Here is a 17,362-nt window from a genome sequence, read left to right as displayed (position 1 = left end):
GTAGATTATGACGTCAAGAATACCGTTTTACCTGTCAATCATCCTTTTGGTGGTTGCGGGCATCGCTTTGAGTGTTTTCAGACATCAGAATTACGGCGTTCCATGGACTCCAGGTGAAACGCGTCAAGTTTGGGATGTTGAAGCCCGCATTGAGTTCAATGCAAATGGCGGTGAAGTTAAAGCTTCTCTCGCTGCTCCTCATACACAAAAAGGCTACACCTTAATCGGTGAGTCGGCGTCATCTCCTGGTTATGGTGTTTCTTACGTAAACTCTGATTCAGGTCGTCGTGCTGAATGGTCTATCCGCCAAGCAACTGGCGCACAAACCATTTACTACAAAGCCCAATTCTTGGTTGATCCACAAGCAAAAGTGGATGAACAGCCACCAACCGGTGAAATTGCCAAACCAACCCTTTCAGCACCTCAACAAGCGGCAGCAAATGCGTTGATTGAGCGTGCAATGAGCCGTTCAGCAGACAATGAGACATTCGCTCGTGAGCTGATCAAAACTCTGAACGATCCAGATAGCCAAAACGCAGCACTGATTCTAAATGACTTTGATCGTACCGATGCTCTGCACAAAATTCTGCTTACCGCTGGCGTACAGAGTAAGACCGTTGGCGTTATCGAGCTGGAAGATGGACGTCGCCGTCAAACGATTCAACCTATGGTTCAAGTTTGGTCTGGCGATAAGTGGGTACTCTTCTCACCAAACTCTGAGCAAGCTGCAGCGCAGCCTAACCTGCTTGTTTGGGATGAATCGAATGTTTCGCTACTTGACCTAGTGGGCGGCAAAAACAGCCAAGTTCACTTCTCTATGATCAAGCAGGAGCTTACACCGCAAGAAGCAACCAACAACAAAGTGGAAGCTGACGGTCTATTGAACCTGTCTATCCACAGCCTACCTCTTGAAGAGCAGGCGATGTTTAAGACCATCATGCTGATTCCAATTGGTGCTCTTATTGTTGTATTCCTGCGCGTTATCATCGGTCTTAAGACATCCGGTACCTTCATGCCAGTTCTTATTGCGGTTGCCTTTGTACAAACGCAACTTGTAACAGGTATCGTCGGCTTCCTACTGATTGTCGGTACGGGTCTGATCATCCGAAGTTACTTATCGAGGCTAAACTTACTTCTGGTCGCAAGGATATCCGCGGTTATCATCACAGTAATCATGATCATCTCTGTGTTTACCGTTGTGGCATTCAAGATTGGTCTGACTGAGGGTCTAACCATTACCTTCTTCCCAATGATCATCTTGTCATGGACGATCGAGCGTATGTCGATTCTATGGGAAGAAGAAGGCGCGAAAGAAGTTGCCCTTCAAGGTGGTGGCTCACTACTGACAGCGGTACTGGTTTACTTGGCAATGACCAACACCTACATCCAGCACCTAACGTTTAACTTTATCGGCCTACAGCTCATTGTACTGGCAGGTATTCTACTACTAGGTACATACACGGGTTACCGTCTAACTGAGCTACGTCGCTTTAAACCACTAGCGGAGGACTAAACGATGTTTGAACGTTTTACTTCGCCAGCAAAACTCCGCCATAAAGGCATTATGGGGATGAACAAGCGTAACCACAGTTACATTGGTCGTTACAATGATCGTTCTAAATACCCTTTGGTGGATGACAAGCTCAAAACCAAAATTATCGCTGAAGCAGCAGGCGCGACTGTGCCTGCTCTTATTGGCGTGATCGCCAGCCAAGCTGAAGTGAAAAAGATTCACAAGATGGTTGAGAACTGGCCCGGTTTTGTAATCAAGCCAGCTCAAGGCAGTGGTGGTAAAGGTATCTTGGTTATCACTTCGCACAAAGATGGCGTATATACAAAGCCATCGGGTGCTACCTGCAATAAAGAAGAAGTTGAGCGTCACATCAGTAACGCACTCGCGGGTCTTTTCTCCCTTGGTGGTAAGAACGATGTAGCTGTGGTTGAGAACTTAATTAAGTTTGATGACTGCTTCGACGGCTTCAGTTACGAAGGTGTGCCAGACGTACGTATTATCGTATTTAAGGGCTACCCTGTTATGGCGATGATGCGTTGCTCTACAGCAGCATCGGATGGTAAGGCTAACCTTCACCAAGGCGCGGTAGGTGTCGGTATCGACATTGCTACTGGCAAAGCCATTCGCGCGGTGCAATTTGACCAACCAGTGACTCATCACCCAGATACGGGGAAAGACCTGTCGACGCTGCAAGTGCCTCATTGGGAGCGTTTGTTAGAGCTTGCGTCCAGTGCTTGGGAAATGACAGGTCTAGGTTACATGGGCACCGACATGGTATTGGACAAAGAAGAAGGTCCAATGGTTCTGGAGCTAAACGCTCGCCCTGGCCTAGCAATCCAAATTGCAAACGGTGCAGGTCTCCTACCTCGCTTGAAACACATTGAGAACCTTGGCACTCCTGCTGAGTATCCAAAACCAAAAGAGCGTGTTGCGTACGCAGCAGAGCAATTTGGCGTAAAATCTCAGTTCTAATCTAATCGCTAGCAGCCATTCTCGTGGTTGCTAGCTTTCTTTTCATATTTGAGCACTATCGCTCTCTTCCTAAGTAATTCATCGTTTTTATCACTGCAATCGATGATCCAGCTAACAAAATACACATCGATCGTTTCTTTTTTCTGCCGATTTTTGATTTTATATTTTCTCCCCCTTACTCAACTCGAGAGGTTGGGCGATGCTAACAAAAGAAACTAATAACAATGATACTCCGCTTGTTGAACAAGAGAACTTTGACCAACACCTACAACGTTTGTCGGAAATCTCTGTCCAAGCACTTGATGAGCTTGCTGAAATGATCGAAAAAGGAAACGACTTTTCAGAAGAATAGGACTTACCTTTTCACATTTAAGCGCCTGCAAAAAAGCCGAGCCTGTTGCCCTAAAGACTCGGCTTATTTCGTTTTACAAATACAAAAACGCCCGCGTTTCTTGCGGGCGTTTTATTAGCTTCGGAGTTTAGGACTCAAACTCTTCAATCATCTCTTGTGCTTCAGTCTTAGGTTTATCGTTTTGACCAAAACCACGCAGACCAACTACGTGTACATGCTCGTGGTCTTTAAACACCTTACGCACCAGTTTGTAGGTCGTACCTTTCTCTGGGCTAATATTTTCTGGCGCCGCGATAAGAAGCTGCATATCCAGACGGTCACACAGTTCAAACAGCGTTGAGATAGATTTCGCATCCAGACGTGCTGCCTCATCAAGGAACAACAGACGACATGGCACGATATCTTTACTGCGCAAACGGCGTGATTCTTCTTCCCAGCTTTGAACAACCATCAGTAGGATTGACTGACCAGTACCGATCGCCTCACCCGTAGATAGCGCGCCAGATTCAGCTTGTAGCCAGCCGTCAGAACCACGGTTCACCTCCACACTTAGCTCTAGGTAGTTACGGTAATCCAGTAGCTCTTCACCCAGAACCTGAGGAGAACGTTGACCCATATCGATATGTGGGTTCACGCGTTGGAACAGTTTCGCCATTGCTTCAGAGAAGGTAAAGCGAGTCGATTCAAACAGATCTTTATGCTGCTCTTGTTGTGTCGCTAGACCGTTAAGTAGCACTTCGTGACTTTCGCGGATCTTCACGTTTAGACGTACGCCCTTCACCTGACCGAACGAGATGTTCGACAAACCTTGGTTCAACATACGAATACGGTTTTGCTCACGCTGAATCGTCTTCTTGATAATGCTCGCTACTGACTCAGAGCTGATCGCTAGGCGGTTTTCACGTTGCGTTAGCTCTTCCGTTAGACGAGCTAGCTCCACTTCCATCTCTTCGATCGCTTCGACTGGATCATCAGTACGGATGATATCCTGACGAATACGTTCACGAAGATGTTGGTAAACCGCGATGTAAAACAGAACTTTACGCTCTGGACGTGCATTGTCTTCTGATAGACGCAGCGCATCACGCAGGTCATCATTATTCGCAACCGCTAGACGCAGCGCACCCAATGATTTATCCGACATTGAACGCAGTTCATCCGCTGACATGTAAGCCAGTTCACGCTTGTGTAGACGACGCTCAACATCGTTCTCACGCGCTAGACGAAGTACCGAACACCAGCCAGCTTTCGCTGCAACAACGAAGGTACGCAGCTCAACGTATTCTTTCTGAACTTTCTTCAGACGTTTCGCCAAGCCTTTCATCTCTAGTTCAGTGGAGGTGATTGTGCGCTCGTATTCGCTCTTACGGCTACGAGAAGTGTGTAGACGCTCATGCAGTTCATCACGACGACGCATTGCACGCTCTTCTGCACCTTCGTCAGCGTTCACGCCAAACTCTTGAAGTTCTTGTTTGAACTCTTGAACCGTTTCCAGTTTCGCTTGGTGTGAACTCTTCAGAGAAGCCAATACTTGGTTGTATTGGTTCATTTGACCTTGCGATTGTTTCAACTCTTCACGAGAGCGAGTACGCATTTGTTCAGCTTGAACCAGTTTTGCTTTTAGCTGTTCGCTCAGCTCACTGCTCTTGTTCAGTAGGTCTACTGAATCTGAATAAGCGAAGTAGTGGCGACGTTCAACGAGATCCGAGAGCGCAAAGATTTGCTTCTTAAGATCTTGTAGCTGTTCGTCTGCCGCTTTGTATTCTGCTTCTAGCGCATCGAATTGCTCTGGGTCAGCATCTAGGGCAACTGCGACTTTTTCCAGTTCTGCCACCGCTTTCGCGTGGTTATTTAGGAAAGCTTTTGCTTCTGAAAGCTGGGCGATTTTCCCTTCCAACTCATCAAAGCGTGCTTGCAGCGACTCATCTTCAATCAGCGTCATGTTTGGTGCTAGCTTGTCTAGAGAAGACAATGCTTGCTTGCTGGTTTGCAGTTGAGAACGTTGCTGCTGCTCTTTTGCATCCAGATCAGCCAGTACGCGCGCAATTTGGTTACGCTTGTCGCGAATGGTTGCCAATACTTGCTCTGGGTCAGCTTCGAATGCTACTTGAATGTGGCTTGCCACAAACTGGTTGAACGCTTGGTACAGACGCTGCATTTTTTGCGAATCGAATGCCGCTTTCGCGTGCTTCTCAACCACTTCTTCACGTTCGTTACGCAGTAGCTCTAAACGCTGCTCACGTGCTGCACGACCAAACAATGGGATTTCAGGCAAGCGAGAGTAACGCATTTGGCGATCGTTCATACGAACACAAACCGCGCCTTCTAACTCTTCTGCGTCGAATGAGCTGTCATCAAAGGCATCGATGTCACCTTCAATGATGTACAAGTCTTCTGGACAGTCGTCTAGCTCTACCAGTTTCTCTTCGATACCAGATAGGTCAGAAACAACGATAGCGTGACGAGCCGGACCGTACATCGCACTGAAGTAAGGCGCGTCATCAATAGTGATGTCATCATAGATCTCTGACAGCAATACGCCGCCTAGAGTATCTGCCAAACCTTTCAGACGAGGGTCGTTTGAACCACCAGGAGAAGCAAGACGCTCAATCTCGGTATCAAGCTGACTGCGACGCTCTGCCAGTTTGTCTTTTGCCAGAGAAAGGGTTTTCTCTTGCTCAAGCACCACTTGCATTTGGCTCATGACTGACTGGCTATCTTCTAGCTCAGCGCCACTTTGCTCACGCAGTTTTTCTAGCGCATCGTTCGCAGCAATCCACGTTGGAGCAATGGCTTCTAGCTTGTTGATTTCCGCTGCTGCATCTTGCTCTAGACGACGCTGTTCGCTGCGTTGCTCACGCACGTCTTCCTGCGTCATTTCTAGCGAGTCGATTTGCATCGCATGACGTTCACGCTCTTGTTCAAACGTGATTTCGTCAGTCAGTTCAACATGGAATTGCTTTTGGTATTCGTTGACTAGCTCGCGCGCTTGACGTTGCTGGTTAAGGCTACGCTCAAGGTCACGGTGCTGTGCACGCCATTGTTGTTCGTTTTGCGCGACTTGCTGAGATTCACGCGCTTTCGCAATTGCGGTTTTCGCATGTTCAGACGCGTCTTTACGCTCAACTTGACCAACGATGCTTTGTACCAGTTTAAGCGCCGTTTCGAATTGCTCTGCTGCTGCAGAAGACATATCCAGTTTGTGCTTAACCGATAGCAACGCATTGGTGCTTTCTGATTCTTTGCTCTTAAGCTCAGAGACAAGCGCTTGTGCCGATTCTGCCGTTAGGCTGTCATCGCCAAGTAGTTGCTTCGCTTTTTCCAGCGCTTGAACCGCTTGTTGGTATTGAAGGGCGCGAGTTTGTTGAACGTCGAGTGCTTGTTGGTAGTCAGCCAGCTGCGTCTTAAGGCTGTCCACCTCTTCTTCCGCAACGGTCGCTTGCTCTTCCACCATCATCACACGTTCTTGCGCTTCTTCCACTACCATCATCTGTTCTTCAAGACGCTCACTCAGCTCTTCAAGATCTTCTTGGTAGCGTTCGATCTTCTCTTGCTGGCGTAATGCGTTTTGCACCAGTTGCAAGTGATCCGAAGCCGCTTGGTAATCTTGCTCTAGCGCAGATTCCGACTCGATCAGCAGTTCCAGCTCTTCTTGAACACGGTTAAGCAGGTTGTTTTGCTCAACGAGAGTTTCACGAGAACCGAACAGCTCTGAACGCAATGACAGCGTTTTATCCAGCTTATTACGACGATCGTTCGCGTGACGCATGTAGTCCGCAGCCACGTAGTTGGTTGACTCTGTGATCAAGTGTTTGAACAAGTCACGGTCTGCTTGCGTGGTTTTGATCGCTTCTAGCGTCATGCGGTTTTCACGCAGTGCTGATTCCATATCTTGGAACGCTTTCTTCACGCCGCCGTTTTGTGGCAGAAGGTAGTCACGAAGCGAGCGCGTGATTGCACTTGAGATACCACCGTAAAGCGATGCTTCGATCAGGCGGTAGAATTTAGAACGGTCACCAGAGTTACGCAGTTTCTTCGGAATCACACCGAATTCGAACATCTGCGAGTGGTAATCCACGATAGAAGAGAAGGCTTTAAATTGAACGCCTTCAAATTCTGCGATCGATTCTTTTACTTCATTGATTTGACGTACACGAGCTTGAGTCGCAGATACGCTTTCAATCAAGATATCCGTTGGTTTCACATGGCTTGGAAGACCTTGGATAACAAACGGTTTGATGTCTACTTTCTTATCACGACCAGCAACTTGCTGCAGTTTTACTGCGAACAATAGGCGTTGGTTACGTGAGTTCACCACGTCTAGCGCCGCATAACACGCGCCCGGCTGTAGCTTACCGTACAAACCTTTGTCGCGAGACGACTGGCTGCTGCCCGCTTCTGTCGTGTTACGGAAGTGCAGTAGCGTTTGGTCAGGAATCAATGCGGTGATGAAAGCCGCCATTGTGGTTGATTTACCTGCACCGTTACCACCTGATAGCGTGGTGACCAGACCATCGATGTCAAACGTACGGGCAAAGAAGCCGTTCCAGTTGACCATGGTCAGCGATTGGTATTTACCGCGTTCAATCATGCTCATGCTTCACCCTCTTCTGTTGTCTCTTCTTGGGCTTGGTCGTCTTGATCTTCTTCAGACAATAGGCTGCCTTGGCTTGGTTCTTTGGTGTGCACTACCGCTTCACCATCACGGATCAGACGCAGTTGCGCTTCACGCATGTCATCGCCAATACGTACATCGGCACCAAAGCGGAATACCGCTTCACTAATGCTGAATTTACCGGTTTCACCGATGTTGATGATCATGCCTAGGCGACGCAGGCGACGGAGTGACGTACGTACTTTTTCAAATAGCTTTTCTTTATCAAGATCAGAACCAGTCGCACGGTTCGTCACTAGCTTCATCAACTTGTTTTCATCAGCCAGAGCAAGTAGCTCGTCGTACAATTCTTGGTTAGTGAAGATGCCTTCGTGCGCAAGACGTTCTGGGCTTAGGTAAAGGAAACACAGTACCTTACCCACTAGCATATCCAGCTCAGAAAGAACGCTACGACCAATCAAAGACGTTGAACGTGGACGAAGGTAGAAGAAACCTTCTGGCGCTTTCACCAATTCGGTGTTGTAGCGCTGGTAGAAAGAAGAAAGCTCAAGTTCGAAATCCGACAACAACGCGTGGTTGTCCAGATCTTCACTTGAAACATGACGCCCTGCTCGAAGCATGCTGTCTAGCGCTGGGAACAGAGGGTTAGAAATTGCTTTTGCCAGATTCTCTGACATGTATTCATTAGTATCGGTCGATGACATTCGCTTGTACCTTTGCCCCAAATTCGTTGATTGCTTTCCAGTCTGGCTGAACAGCTTGGTAGTCGGATTCTGAATAACCCAGACGTACCGCCTGATCAACGACAATGCGAGCTAAATCAAAGTGATGAGTATGAGAGTGCTGTGCAAGGTAATCTCGCAGTACCACGCTCAAGTCAATAGGTGCGCCTTGGTCTTTATGCGCTTTCAGCATGTCACCAATTCGCTCCGCCAACTCATCATTGACTTGTTGAAACTCTTCGTATTCCACTTCCATCGGAACTTGACCTGTTACCTCGTCATCACGCAGTACTAGGGCTTCATCACGAAGGTCAGAAAGCCTTTCCGCATCTGCATAAGTCAGATACCAAGGCGAATCAAAGTAGTCTTTAACGGACTGGCGCAGACGCGAGCTAAACGCACGGTTCTTATCCATATCAATTGCAGTACGGATGAACTTGTGTACGTGTCGGTCGTAGCCAATCCAAAGGTCGATCGCTTGCTGGCCCCAGCTTGTGATTCGGTCCAGTTTCATCTGAAGACCAAACAAGGCTTCCTCGATAAACTCAAGCTCAGGGTCACCATAGACAATCTCTTGAATGTCTAGGATCTGAGTTTGCAGTTCATCACTGGCAGCTTGCAGCGTATCTTGAAGTTCACGCAACGTGCTTGATGTTTCTGACAGAAGCGCTTCACAGTTGTTGATTGCTTCACGCCAGTCTTTGTTAAGCAGCTCAGCAATCTGTTGTTTCACAGATTGTTGCTGCTCATCCATCACACGTTGGTTGAGATCAATTTGATCGAAGATTTCGCCTACAGAATATTTCAATATCCCGTACACGTTCTTCTTCCAGTGGCCCGGAGTGCCGCCTTTTTGTGCCGCTTCAATCGCTTTCGCCATTTCATCAGCGACCATAGACAACTGAATAGAAAGGCGCAGTTTCGAGAACTCACGATGGCGCACGTAGTAGTCGGTAATTCCTATCGCTAATGGCGACAAGCGGTAAATGCTCGCTCCGTCAGTAATCTCACTGACAAAACGGCTCATAAGACGCTGCTTAACCATCTCGTTAATGGCATTGTTCGCACGGAAAGCCGAAGCTTCTCCCGTCTCATCAAAAAGTCGAGTGACGATGGCAAATGCGTCGTGCAATTCACCTTCACCCAATTCTTCATCGAACCTTTCATTACTTAATACAGCGATAGCAATCAAAAATGCCAGTCGCTCAGTGGTCAGGTTCAACGAGAAATCGTGCTGCTTTACCCAGCCAACCAACTCATCGATTGGTTGCTCTGCAGCATTGAGAGTCATCTCACTCATCGTTATTCCTGTTTATCGTTCTTCTTAGCCCACACATGAATATAGCGGCCTAATGAGAGGTATGGCTCTTGTCGACAAAGTTGTTTTTCTAGCGCCAACACATCTTCAAACTCGTAATCGCCCATGTATTGCATATTACCTATGTAATCACTGAATGAACGAATACCAGATTTACCACAAATACTAAAACCAGAATCTTCTATCCATTGATAAACCTCTTCAGGTTTTAGCCCTTTTTGTGGCTGTAGTTTAAATCTTTTTCGGTGAGGCATGCCGTCTAAAACATGAGGAATGTTGCCACAAACCACATTTTTATAGACCAAGCCGTGGTGGTTATAGAACATAACCGAAGCGATGCCCCCCGGTTTGACCTGCTCCAAAAGCGTTTCAAGTGCGGTTTTCGGATCAACCAACCACTCCATAACGGCATGGAACATGACAAGGTCCACCTGCGCTTCCATGTGTTCAGCAATGGATTGGACAGGCGAATGAATCAGGCGATACTGCTCAAGCAAACCGTTTTTTTCAATATCCTGCTTTGCTAGTTGCAGCATTTCCGAAGATAGATCACACAAAGCGACATGATGTCCGAGCTTAGCAAGCTTTTGCGACATTTGCGCTAAACCACCACCAGCATCAAGGACTTGTAGTGCTTGATGGTCGGCGTCTAATTCACTTAGAATCTGTAGAAAATCTTCCCACACAATGATTTGTCGGATCTCCCCTTTATCGGAGCCGTAAATATTTTTTGCAAATTTGTGGGCGATATCGTCGAAATTGCGGTCTTCTGTCACTTCTGCTGAGTTATCATAACGGATTGTGCCGCTATTCTGTCACAAGGAAAGCAGGAATAAAGAGGGTTATCCTCATTTTTATTATCAATTGATGTTTTTTCGGACTATTTATGTATGTTTGAGCTGAAAAAAGTAATGTCAGCCTTGTTAATGCCGCTTCCGGCATTGTTAATCATAGGCTTGTTAGGTCTTGCTCTCATTAGTTTTACCACGAAACGTAAAACTGGCTGCTTTGTTGTTCTATTCTCTTTTGTCGGCATTTTCCTCGTTGCCTTCCAACCTGTTTCAACCAAGCTTCTGATGCCTCTTGAGCGCGAGTACAAAGCGTTTTTACCTGTATCAGGTAGCATTGACTATGTCATGGTGCTTGGTAATGGTCATGTCGTCGATGATGAGATCCCACCAACTTCTCAACTAAGCCGTACAGCGCTAATGCGCCTTACCGAGGGCATCCGTATTTTACGTATGTACCCTGGCGCTAAGTTAATTTTGTCCGGTTACGCAGGTGGATCTGAAATCAGTCATGCGCGCATGATGGCTAACGTGGCACTTTCTCTTGGTGTCGCAAAGTCCGACATCATCCTTCTCGAAGACGCTAAAGACACATGGGAAGAAGCCCGCCAAGCCGCTGCCTTTGTGAAGCAAAAAGACATTGTGCTGGTAACCTCAGCAAGCCATATGAAGCGTGCTTTGTACGAGTTTAATGCTGCAGGTATCAAGCCAATCCCTGCGCCAACTAACTTTATGGCAATTGATGACATCGAACAGCCATGGCAAAAGTACACTCCGAAAGCTCGTTACTTAGAACAAACCGAGTTGTATTGGCATGAGTATTTAGGTGGGTTGTGGCAAAAGTTGCGTGATAACGTAGGTCAAACACCAATGGTTGAAGTAGAACAACCATAAAACACTTAAAAGCGATTCAGTGGTCAAATTGCGGAAACAAAAAAGGAGAGCCAATGCTCTCCTTTTTCTTTAGGTATGATTTAATCACCAGCAAACATGTAGCCTTCACCGTGAACCGTCACAAAGATTTGTGGGTTCTTAGGATCAAACTCCATCTTAGCGCGCATGCGGCGAATCAGTACGTCAATCGTACGATCATTTGGCGCATCCACTCGGTGGCTGATCATATTCAAAATACGCTCGCGGCTTAGTACCTGATTTGGGTACGAGGACAGTGCAACCAATAACTCGTATTCAGCTTTGGTTAGTTTCACTGGCTCACCATTACGGCTTAGAGCTCGACGCTGAATATCAAACGTCCACTCACCGAAGCGCACAATGTGTTCTTCATTAGTGTCGTTCGCTGCTTTTTGAGAACCGCTGCGTGCCGCAGAGATGCGCCATAGCAAGTTCTTCACGCGAACCAATAATTCCCTTAGTTCAAAAGGCTTTGTCACATAATCGTCTGCGCCCATTTCTAGACCAACGATTTTGTCAATGCTATCCGTGCGTCCTGTCACTAATATGATGCCGATATCTGATTGGCTGCGTAATTCACGCGTAAGCATAAGGCCGTCTTCGCCAGGCAGGTTAATATCCAGCATGATTAGGTCAACATCACCGCCTTGAAGCACTTCGCGCATCTCTGCGCCGCTTTCTGCTTCACTGACTTTGTAACCTTCATTTTGGAAATAGCCCGCGAGCTTACTGCGAGTTACAACATCATCTTCTACGACTAATACGTGATAGCTCATTTACACCACTTTCTGTCTTTTTTATTTTCCAAGACGTATTCTATTCATAACTAGTAACATTTCTAGTCATAGATACATTAAAAAGCAAGATTTTGCGATTTTATTGATTCAAAGCAAGCTTATTTACAGCCATTCACAAATACGCATATTTTCCAATAATGCATAACAATTATAGTTACTGCTATTCATCTTAATTGTTTACACTTAAGGGATAACCATTCAGGAGCAAAAAAATGCAAGAAGTGAAAGCTTTTAACGAGAAACGCGCAGAAATCTATTGGTGGTTTTCTAGCCTGTTCGCAAAAGAACTGACAGAGAAAGAACTAGAAACCTACCACAGTGTTGAAATTCGAAGCTTTTTAGCGGGTCTTGGTGAAAACGAATCACTAAAACCAGCTGTTGATACCCTTGTTGATGCACTCAACCGTTTACAAGACCGTGAAGACGCTCAGTTAGAATTAGCAGCGGACTTCTGTGAACTCTTTCTAAAAACAGAAAAACACGGCGCACTGCCTTATGCTTCAATGTACATCGGCGAATCTGGTTTATTAAATGATAAGCCAGCAGAAGAGATGGAAAAACTGATGGCAGACTTTGGTGTGCAAGTGGACGAAAATCTGAAAGAACCAGCGGACCACTTAGCGGTCGAGCTAGATTTTCTAGGCAACATGATTATCCGCTCGAACGAACTAGAGCAAGATAAACATATGGAAGAAGCGTTCGGAAAACAGAACGAGTTCATCCAACAACACCTTATGACTTGGCTGCCACAGTTTGCTGCTAAATGTAAGCAATTCGACGAATTTGGCTTCTACATTAGCGTTGCGCAACTATTAATTGCATTTTGTAAACTGGACAGCACCTACCTTCTTGGTGAATAATTGCCACCTATTTTGGGGAGTCTGTCATTCAGACTCCCTATTTTATTCGTTTGTTTTTAATCTGGCACAGAGAAATACAATCAATTTAGCCGTTAAAATGTGACCTCAGGGGCACAAAACAACTGCCTAGAATATTGCCAGCTTGCTCGCATCAGTCTAAAATGTGAGCGCAAACGATTAAATATGATTTATATGTAAACCGCTGAAATAAAGCGGTTTTTGTGTTTTCTTAACAGGATTGCTGACCAATTCCTCACTTATATAAGAAAGGAATATGAGACTCAGCGATAAATGTTGCTACAAACCTTTTTATACCGATTTCGGAACAACCGCTGCCAAATATCTCAGCAATGCCCCTATTCGCAGTTGCTCGGTTTGCGCAAGACCCTAAGCGTATGGTTGTCTTCACTACGGTATTTACAGTAGCTCGATACAGGACATCATTTATGGCCACTATTAAAGACGTTGCTCGCTTAGCCGGCGTTTCTACCACTACGGTTTCGCACGTAATTAATAAAACTCGCTTTGTTGCTGAAGCAACTCAAGAAAAAGTAATGAAAGCAGTGGATGAACTTAATTACGCACCAAGTGCCGTTGCGCGCAGTTTAAAATGCAACTCAACTCGTACCATCGGTATGTTAGTTACTCAATCTACCAACCTATTCTTCTCTGAAGTAATCGACGGCGTTGAGAGCTACTGTTACCGTCAAGGTTACACTCTGATCCTATGTAACACGGGCGGTATTTACGAGAAGCAACGTGACTACATCCGCATGCTAGCTGAGAAACGTGTAGATGGCATTCTAGTAATGTGTTCTGACCTTACGGAAGAGCTAAAAGAGATGCTTGACCGTCATTCAGACATTCCTAAAGTTGTCATGGATTGGGGTCCTGAAAGCTCACAAGCAGACAAGATCATCGATAACTCAGAAGAAGGCGGTTACATCGCAACAAAATACCTGATCGACAATGGTCATACTGATATTGCTTGTCTGAGCGGCCACTTCGAAAAAGCAGCTTGCCAAGAACGTATTGCGGGTTACCGTCGTGCGATGGCTGAAGCAAATCTAGCCGTTAACGAAGATTGGATTCTTGAAGGCAACTTTGAGTGTGACACGGCTGTCTTAGCTGCAGATAACATCAGTGCTATGGACAAACGTCCAACCGCTGTTTTCTGTTTCAATGACACAATGGCACTTGGCTTGATGAGCCGTCTACAACAAAACGGTATCAAAGTACCTGACGATATTTCTGTTATCGGTTACGACAATATCGAACTTGCTGAGTACTTCTCTCCACCGCTAACGACGATTCACCAACCAAAACGTCGTGTGGGTAAAAATGCATTTGAGATCCTACTTGAGCGCATCAAAGATAAAGAGCATGAGAAGCGTGTTTTCGAAATGCAACCAGAGATCGTTGTGCGTAATACAGTTAAGAAATTGAACTGATCTCTCACTTGATTTTATAAAGCGCTCCTAGGAGCGCTTTTTTATTGCCTAAAAATAACTTTTTTTGGACATTTCATCAGAAAAATAATTTAAAGAACGAAGATAAGTTGCTGTTTTAACTCAAGGTAGCACATATCCTTGATAGACCTTTTGTATTACAATTATACATTCCAGCATATGAAACTTTACACATCAAATTACCACTATTAACTGAACCAAGATCACACTTCAACGTTTGAAACGTGATGTTAATTCAATATACGAAGTATCCTCAAAGAGTCACGCACAGGGCAAACCATCCGAAAGGGTGGGACGCAAAGCCTCCGGCCTGAACCATCTTATTAGATGGAAGGTAGCGGGGTTACCGATGGCAAATATGCATTAAGTGAGTTTACCCTTTAATGACATTGTGTCTGCATGCATTTGCTAACCTCTCGGACCTGATTTTTGGTGGCGTAATATTAATTACACCGAGATAACACACCATGGATAAACCGATACTCAAAGACTCAATGAAGCTGTTTGAGGCACTTGGTAATATCAAGTCGCGCTCAATGTTTGGTGGTTTTGGGCTCTTCGCCGATGAAACGATGTTTGCGCTTGTCGTAAACAATCAACTTCATATTCGAGCTGACCAACAAACTTCATCTGACTTCGAGACTCAAGGACTAAAACCGTACGTCTACAAGAAACGTGGTTTCCCAGTCGTTACGAAATACTATGCAATTTCTGATGATCTTTGGGACACAACCGACCGCTTGATTGAAGTTGCCAAGCAATCCCTCGAGACTGCTAAGCAAGAGAAAAAACAACAAGCAAGCACCAAGCCTAATCGATTGAAAGATCTACCTAACCTGCGTCTAGCGACTGAGCGTATGCTCAAGAAAGCGGGCATTGACTCTGTAGAGCAACTTGAAGCAGAAGGCGCGCTAAACGCGTACAAAGCAATCCAAGATACGCATGCCTCTACGGTAAGCCTTGAACTGCTCTGGGCGTTAGAAGGTGCAATCAAAGGCACACATTGGAGTGTCGTACCTCAGTCTCGTCGAGAAGAATTGATGAGTGCTCTTTCCTAAAGCATTTATATCAGCATGACATTGAGTAAAAACCGCAGTTTTCAAACTGCGGTTTTTTTTTTGAAATTTTTTATTGCCCCATTCTGTCTTATTATCTAAGAAGCCAAACGGAGCTATTGATATGAATAAGAAACTGATTTTAGGACTGATCCTACTCGCGACGATTATCTTTTTAGGCGTGAATTTTGGTCAATACCTAACGCTAGAAAACGCGAAGGCGCAACAAGAAGCGTTGAACACTTTTATTAGCGAAAACTTCGTATTCGCTGCTGCCACTTATTTCTTTGCTTACATTGCCATCACTGCGTTTTCGATTCCAGGTGCAGCAGTGGTGACTTTGCTTGGTGCGGCGCTATTTGGTTTCTGGACAAGTTTGCTGCTGGTTTCTTTTGCCAGCACAATCGGTGCAACGATCGCCTTTTTAAGCAGCCGCTACCTATTGAGGGAATGGGTACAGAGTAAGTTTGGAAACAAGCTAGGTGCGATCAACCAGGGTGTAGAAAAAGACGGCGCATTTTACCTGTTTTCGCTACGCTTAATCCCTGTTTTTCCATTTTTCCTAATCAACTTGTTAATGGGCCTGACACCAATGACTATTGCTCGATTCTACTTAACAAGCCAAATTGGTATGTTGCCTGGCACTGCGGTTTATCTGAATGCAGGTACACAGCTAGCAACCATTGATAGTCTTTCTGGAATTGTGTCACCAACCGTATTAGCATCGTTTGCTCTACTTGGTTTGTTCCCTATTATCGCTAAATGGGTTATGAATAAGGTTCGCCCTGCACAAGTACAGAATGGAAACGCTTAATGAAAATATACATCGCTAAAAATCCGGCTGAAGCTCATATCGTTTGTGAGCTTCTTAAAACCGAGCAAATAGCCTGCGAAGTGCGAGGTGAAGGCATGTTCGGATTGAAGGGAGAGTTGCCTTTTAGCGATGATACTGACCCGTATGTTTGGCTTTTACATCCGGAGCAACAGTTGAAAGCATCAGCCATCGTCGAAGACTATCGAAAACAAGCAGAACTTATTTACCAAGATTGGCAGTGCCCACAATGTTCGGAGCAAAATGAAGGTCAATTTGGCGCTTGTTGGCAATGCGGATATCAAATAGGGGAGCCTTAAAGGCTCCCCTATTCTTTTCAATCATTTTAAGTTTAAGCGGCTAAGCTTTGCTGCTTAATGAACTCGATAGAGTGTTGATTGAAGTCATCAGGTCGTTCTACATTGCACACATGACCACAGTCTGGAATCTCGCGTAGAACACTTTGCTTATGTACCGCAACCATCTCTTTAACTGGCTTGATGAACATGTAATCCCTATCACCCATTAAATACAATGTTGGGATAGGCAGTTCACGATCTTTAAAGTATTTCATCAGAGGATTAACGTCAGCGGCTAAGATGAACCATCGTTTGAATTCTTTCTGGCACAATTTCTTTGCTTCGCGGATAAATAGGTGACGTGATTCTCGTTGGTTTTTTTGCGGCATAACAATGTAGGCAAACAACTTGTACAGCCACATATAAGGCAGAATGTGCTTTCCTAGATTACCTAACTTCACCAGGATTTGTGAGCGGGTATTTAAACGCGTAACAGCGCCACCAAGAACCATAGAGCGTACTCGCTCAGAGGCTAACTCAGCCAAATTACGAACAATAATAGTACCCAAAGACATACCGACAAAGTGCGCAGACTGAATCTTAAGATGATCCAAAACTTTTAGAATATCTTGAGTCACCGCCGTAAAGGTATAGCGACTTGTCATCAATTCTTTAAGCAGTTGGTTAGATTTTCCATGCCCTCGAAGGTCGATCAGCAGTAAGTTAAAGTGCTGCTTATACGCTTTGATCTGCTTAAACCATATCGAAGAACTGCCACCAGCACCATGCACGAAAACGACCCACTCTTTGCTAGTAGGGTGTATATAGGTTTTATGGAATAAAAGTGGCTGAGTCATGTATCAGTATGAAAAACATTCT

General features: G+C 45.5%; 15 protein-coding genes and 1 riboswitch. Of the genes, 9 read left to right on the top strand and 6 right to left on the bottom strand.

The features are described from left to right. The first annotated feature begins 7 nt into the window (after nucleotides 1-7). From J4N44_RS05255 to J4N44_RS05245, 3 genes are all read left to right on the top strand, one after another. Nucleotides 8-1,513 (top strand): inactive transglutaminase family protein, encoded by a 1,506-nt coding sequence (locus J4N44_RS05255; RefSeq protein WP_005450341.1) that lies wholly within the window; start codon nucleotides 8-10, stop codon nucleotides 1,511-1,513. Between the two features lie 3 nt (nucleotides 1,514-1,516). Then, nucleotides 1,517-2,485: an alpha-L-glutamate ligase-like protein gene (locus J4N44_RS05250; protein ID WP_005450342.1), complete on the top strand. Its 969-nt coding sequence runs from the start codon at nucleotides 1,517-1,519 to the stop codon at nucleotides 2,483-2,485. A gap of 199 nt (nucleotides 2,486-2,684) precedes the next feature. Next, nucleotides 2,685-2,837: a hypothetical protein gene (locus J4N44_RS05245; protein WP_005450343.1), complete on the top strand. Its 153-nt coding sequence runs from the start codon at nucleotides 2,685-2,687 to the stop codon at nucleotides 2,835-2,837. Nucleotides 2,838-2,964: 127 nt separating this feature from the next. Here the strand turns inward: J4N44_RS05245 and mukB are convergent, their stop codons facing one another. From mukB to cmoM, 4 genes are read right to left on the bottom strand one after another with little or no spacing between them, the layout of a single operon-like run. After that, nucleotides 2,965-7,428: a chromosome partition protein MukB gene (gene mukB, locus J4N44_RS05240; RefSeq protein WP_252045084.1), complete on the bottom strand. Its 4,464-nt coding sequence runs from the start codon at nucleotides 7,426-7,428 to the stop codon at nucleotides 2,965-2,967. Between the two features lie 2 nt (nucleotides 7,429-7,430). Beyond that, nucleotides 7,431-8,156 (bottom strand): chromosome partition protein MukE, encoded by a 726-nt coding sequence (mukE, locus tag J4N44_RS05235; RefSeq protein WP_005450345.1) that lies wholly within the window; start codon nucleotides 8,154-8,156, stop codon nucleotides 7,431-7,433. Next, complete coding sequence (gene mukF / locus J4N44_RS05230; RefSeq protein ID WP_252044917.1) at nucleotides 8,137-9,474, bottom strand: chromosome partition protein MukF; 1,338 nt, start codon at nucleotides 9,472-9,474, stop codon at nucleotides 8,137-8,139. Before mukF ends, mukE begins: the two co-directional genes overlap by 20 nt. Nucleotides 9,475-9,476: 2 nt before the next feature. Continuing rightward, nucleotides 9,477-10,268: a tRNA uridine 5-oxyacetic acid(34) methyltransferase CmoM gene (gene cmoM, locus J4N44_RS05225; protein ID WP_009698287.1), complete on the bottom strand. Its 792-nt coding sequence runs from the start codon at nucleotides 10,266-10,268 to the stop codon at nucleotides 9,477-9,479. A gap of 114 nt (nucleotides 10,269-10,382) precedes the next feature. On the opposite strand from cmoM, the gene elyC reads away from it, so the two are divergent. Next, the gene (gene elyC / locus J4N44_RS05220; protein WP_005450349.1) at nucleotides 10,383-11,174 is read left to right on the top strand and encodes an envelope biogenesis factor ElyC; all 792 of its coding nucleotides are present in this window, start codon (nucleotides 10,383-10,385) and stop codon (nucleotides 11,172-11,174) included. A gap of 80 nt (nucleotides 11,175-11,254) precedes the next feature. Here the strand turns inward: elyC and torR are convergent, their stop codons facing one another. Further along, on the bottom strand, nucleotides 11,255-11,968 hold the full coding sequence (torR, locus tag J4N44_RS05215; RefSeq protein ID WP_005450350.1) for a two-component system response regulator TorR: 714 nt from the start codon (nucleotides 11,966-11,968) through the stop codon (nucleotides 11,255-11,257). A 233-nt stretch (nucleotides 11,969-12,201) separates the two neighbouring features. Here torR and torD point away from each other — a divergent pair, with 233 nt between their 5' ends. The 5 genes from torD (at nucleotide 12,202) to J4N44_RS05190 (ending at nucleotide 16,504) form a co-directional block, all read left to right on the top strand. Then, nucleotides 12,202-12,849 (top strand): molecular chaperone TorD, encoded by a 648-nt coding sequence (gene torD / locus J4N44_RS05210; RefSeq protein ID WP_009698288.1) that lies wholly within the window; start codon nucleotides 12,202-12,204, stop codon nucleotides 12,847-12,849. Nucleotides 12,850-13,295: 446 nt separating this feature from the next. After that, complete coding sequence (gene purR, locus J4N44_RS05205; RefSeq protein WP_005450353.1) at nucleotides 13,296-14,300, top strand: HTH-type transcriptional repressor PurR; 1,005 nt, start codon at nucleotides 13,296-13,298, stop codon at nucleotides 14,298-14,300. 279 nt (nucleotides 14,301-14,579) lie between these two features. Beyond that, a riboswitch (cyclic di-GMP riboswitch) is annotated at nucleotides 14,580-14,669 on the top strand. A 116-nt stretch (nucleotides 14,670-14,785) separates the two neighbouring features. Further along, nucleotides 14,786-15,376 carry a TfoX/Sxy family DNA transformation protein gene (locus J4N44_RS05200; RefSeq protein ID WP_005450356.1) on the top strand — a complete coding sequence of 197 codons (591 nt, stop codon included), beginning with the start codon at nucleotides 14,786-14,788 and terminating at the stop codon, nucleotides 15,374-15,376. A gap of 121 nt (nucleotides 15,377-15,497) precedes the next feature. Further along, a complete protein-coding gene (locus tag J4N44_RS05195; protein WP_005450359.1) occupies nucleotides 15,498-16,187 on the top strand; it encodes a TVP38/TMEM64 family protein in 690 nt (229 codons plus the stop codon). Further along, the gene (locus J4N44_RS05190; protein WP_005450364.1) at nucleotides 16,187-16,504 is read left to right on the top strand and encodes a putative signal transducing protein; all 318 of its coding nucleotides are present in this window, start codon (nucleotides 16,187-16,189) and stop codon (nucleotides 16,502-16,504) included. The genes J4N44_RS05195 and J4N44_RS05190 overlap by 1 nt, the downstream gene beginning before the upstream one ends. Nucleotides 16,505-16,536: 32 nt before the next feature. On the opposite strand, the gene J4N44_RS05185 is transcribed toward J4N44_RS05190, so the two are convergent. Continuing rightward, nucleotides 16,537-17,340 (bottom strand): alpha/beta fold hydrolase, encoded by an 804-nt coding sequence (locus J4N44_RS05185; protein ID WP_005450365.1) that lies wholly within the window; start codon nucleotides 17,338-17,340, stop codon nucleotides 16,537-16,539. Nucleotides 17,341-17,362: the final 22 nt, after the last annotated feature.

This window comes from Vibrio sp. SCSIO 43155 (assembly GCF_023716605.1).
Taxonomy (GTDB): domain Bacteria; phylum Pseudomonadota; class Gammaproteobacteria; order Enterobacterales; family Vibrionaceae; genus Vibrio; species Vibrio harveyi.
This window is presented reverse-complemented; position numbering and strand designations above follow the sequence as displayed.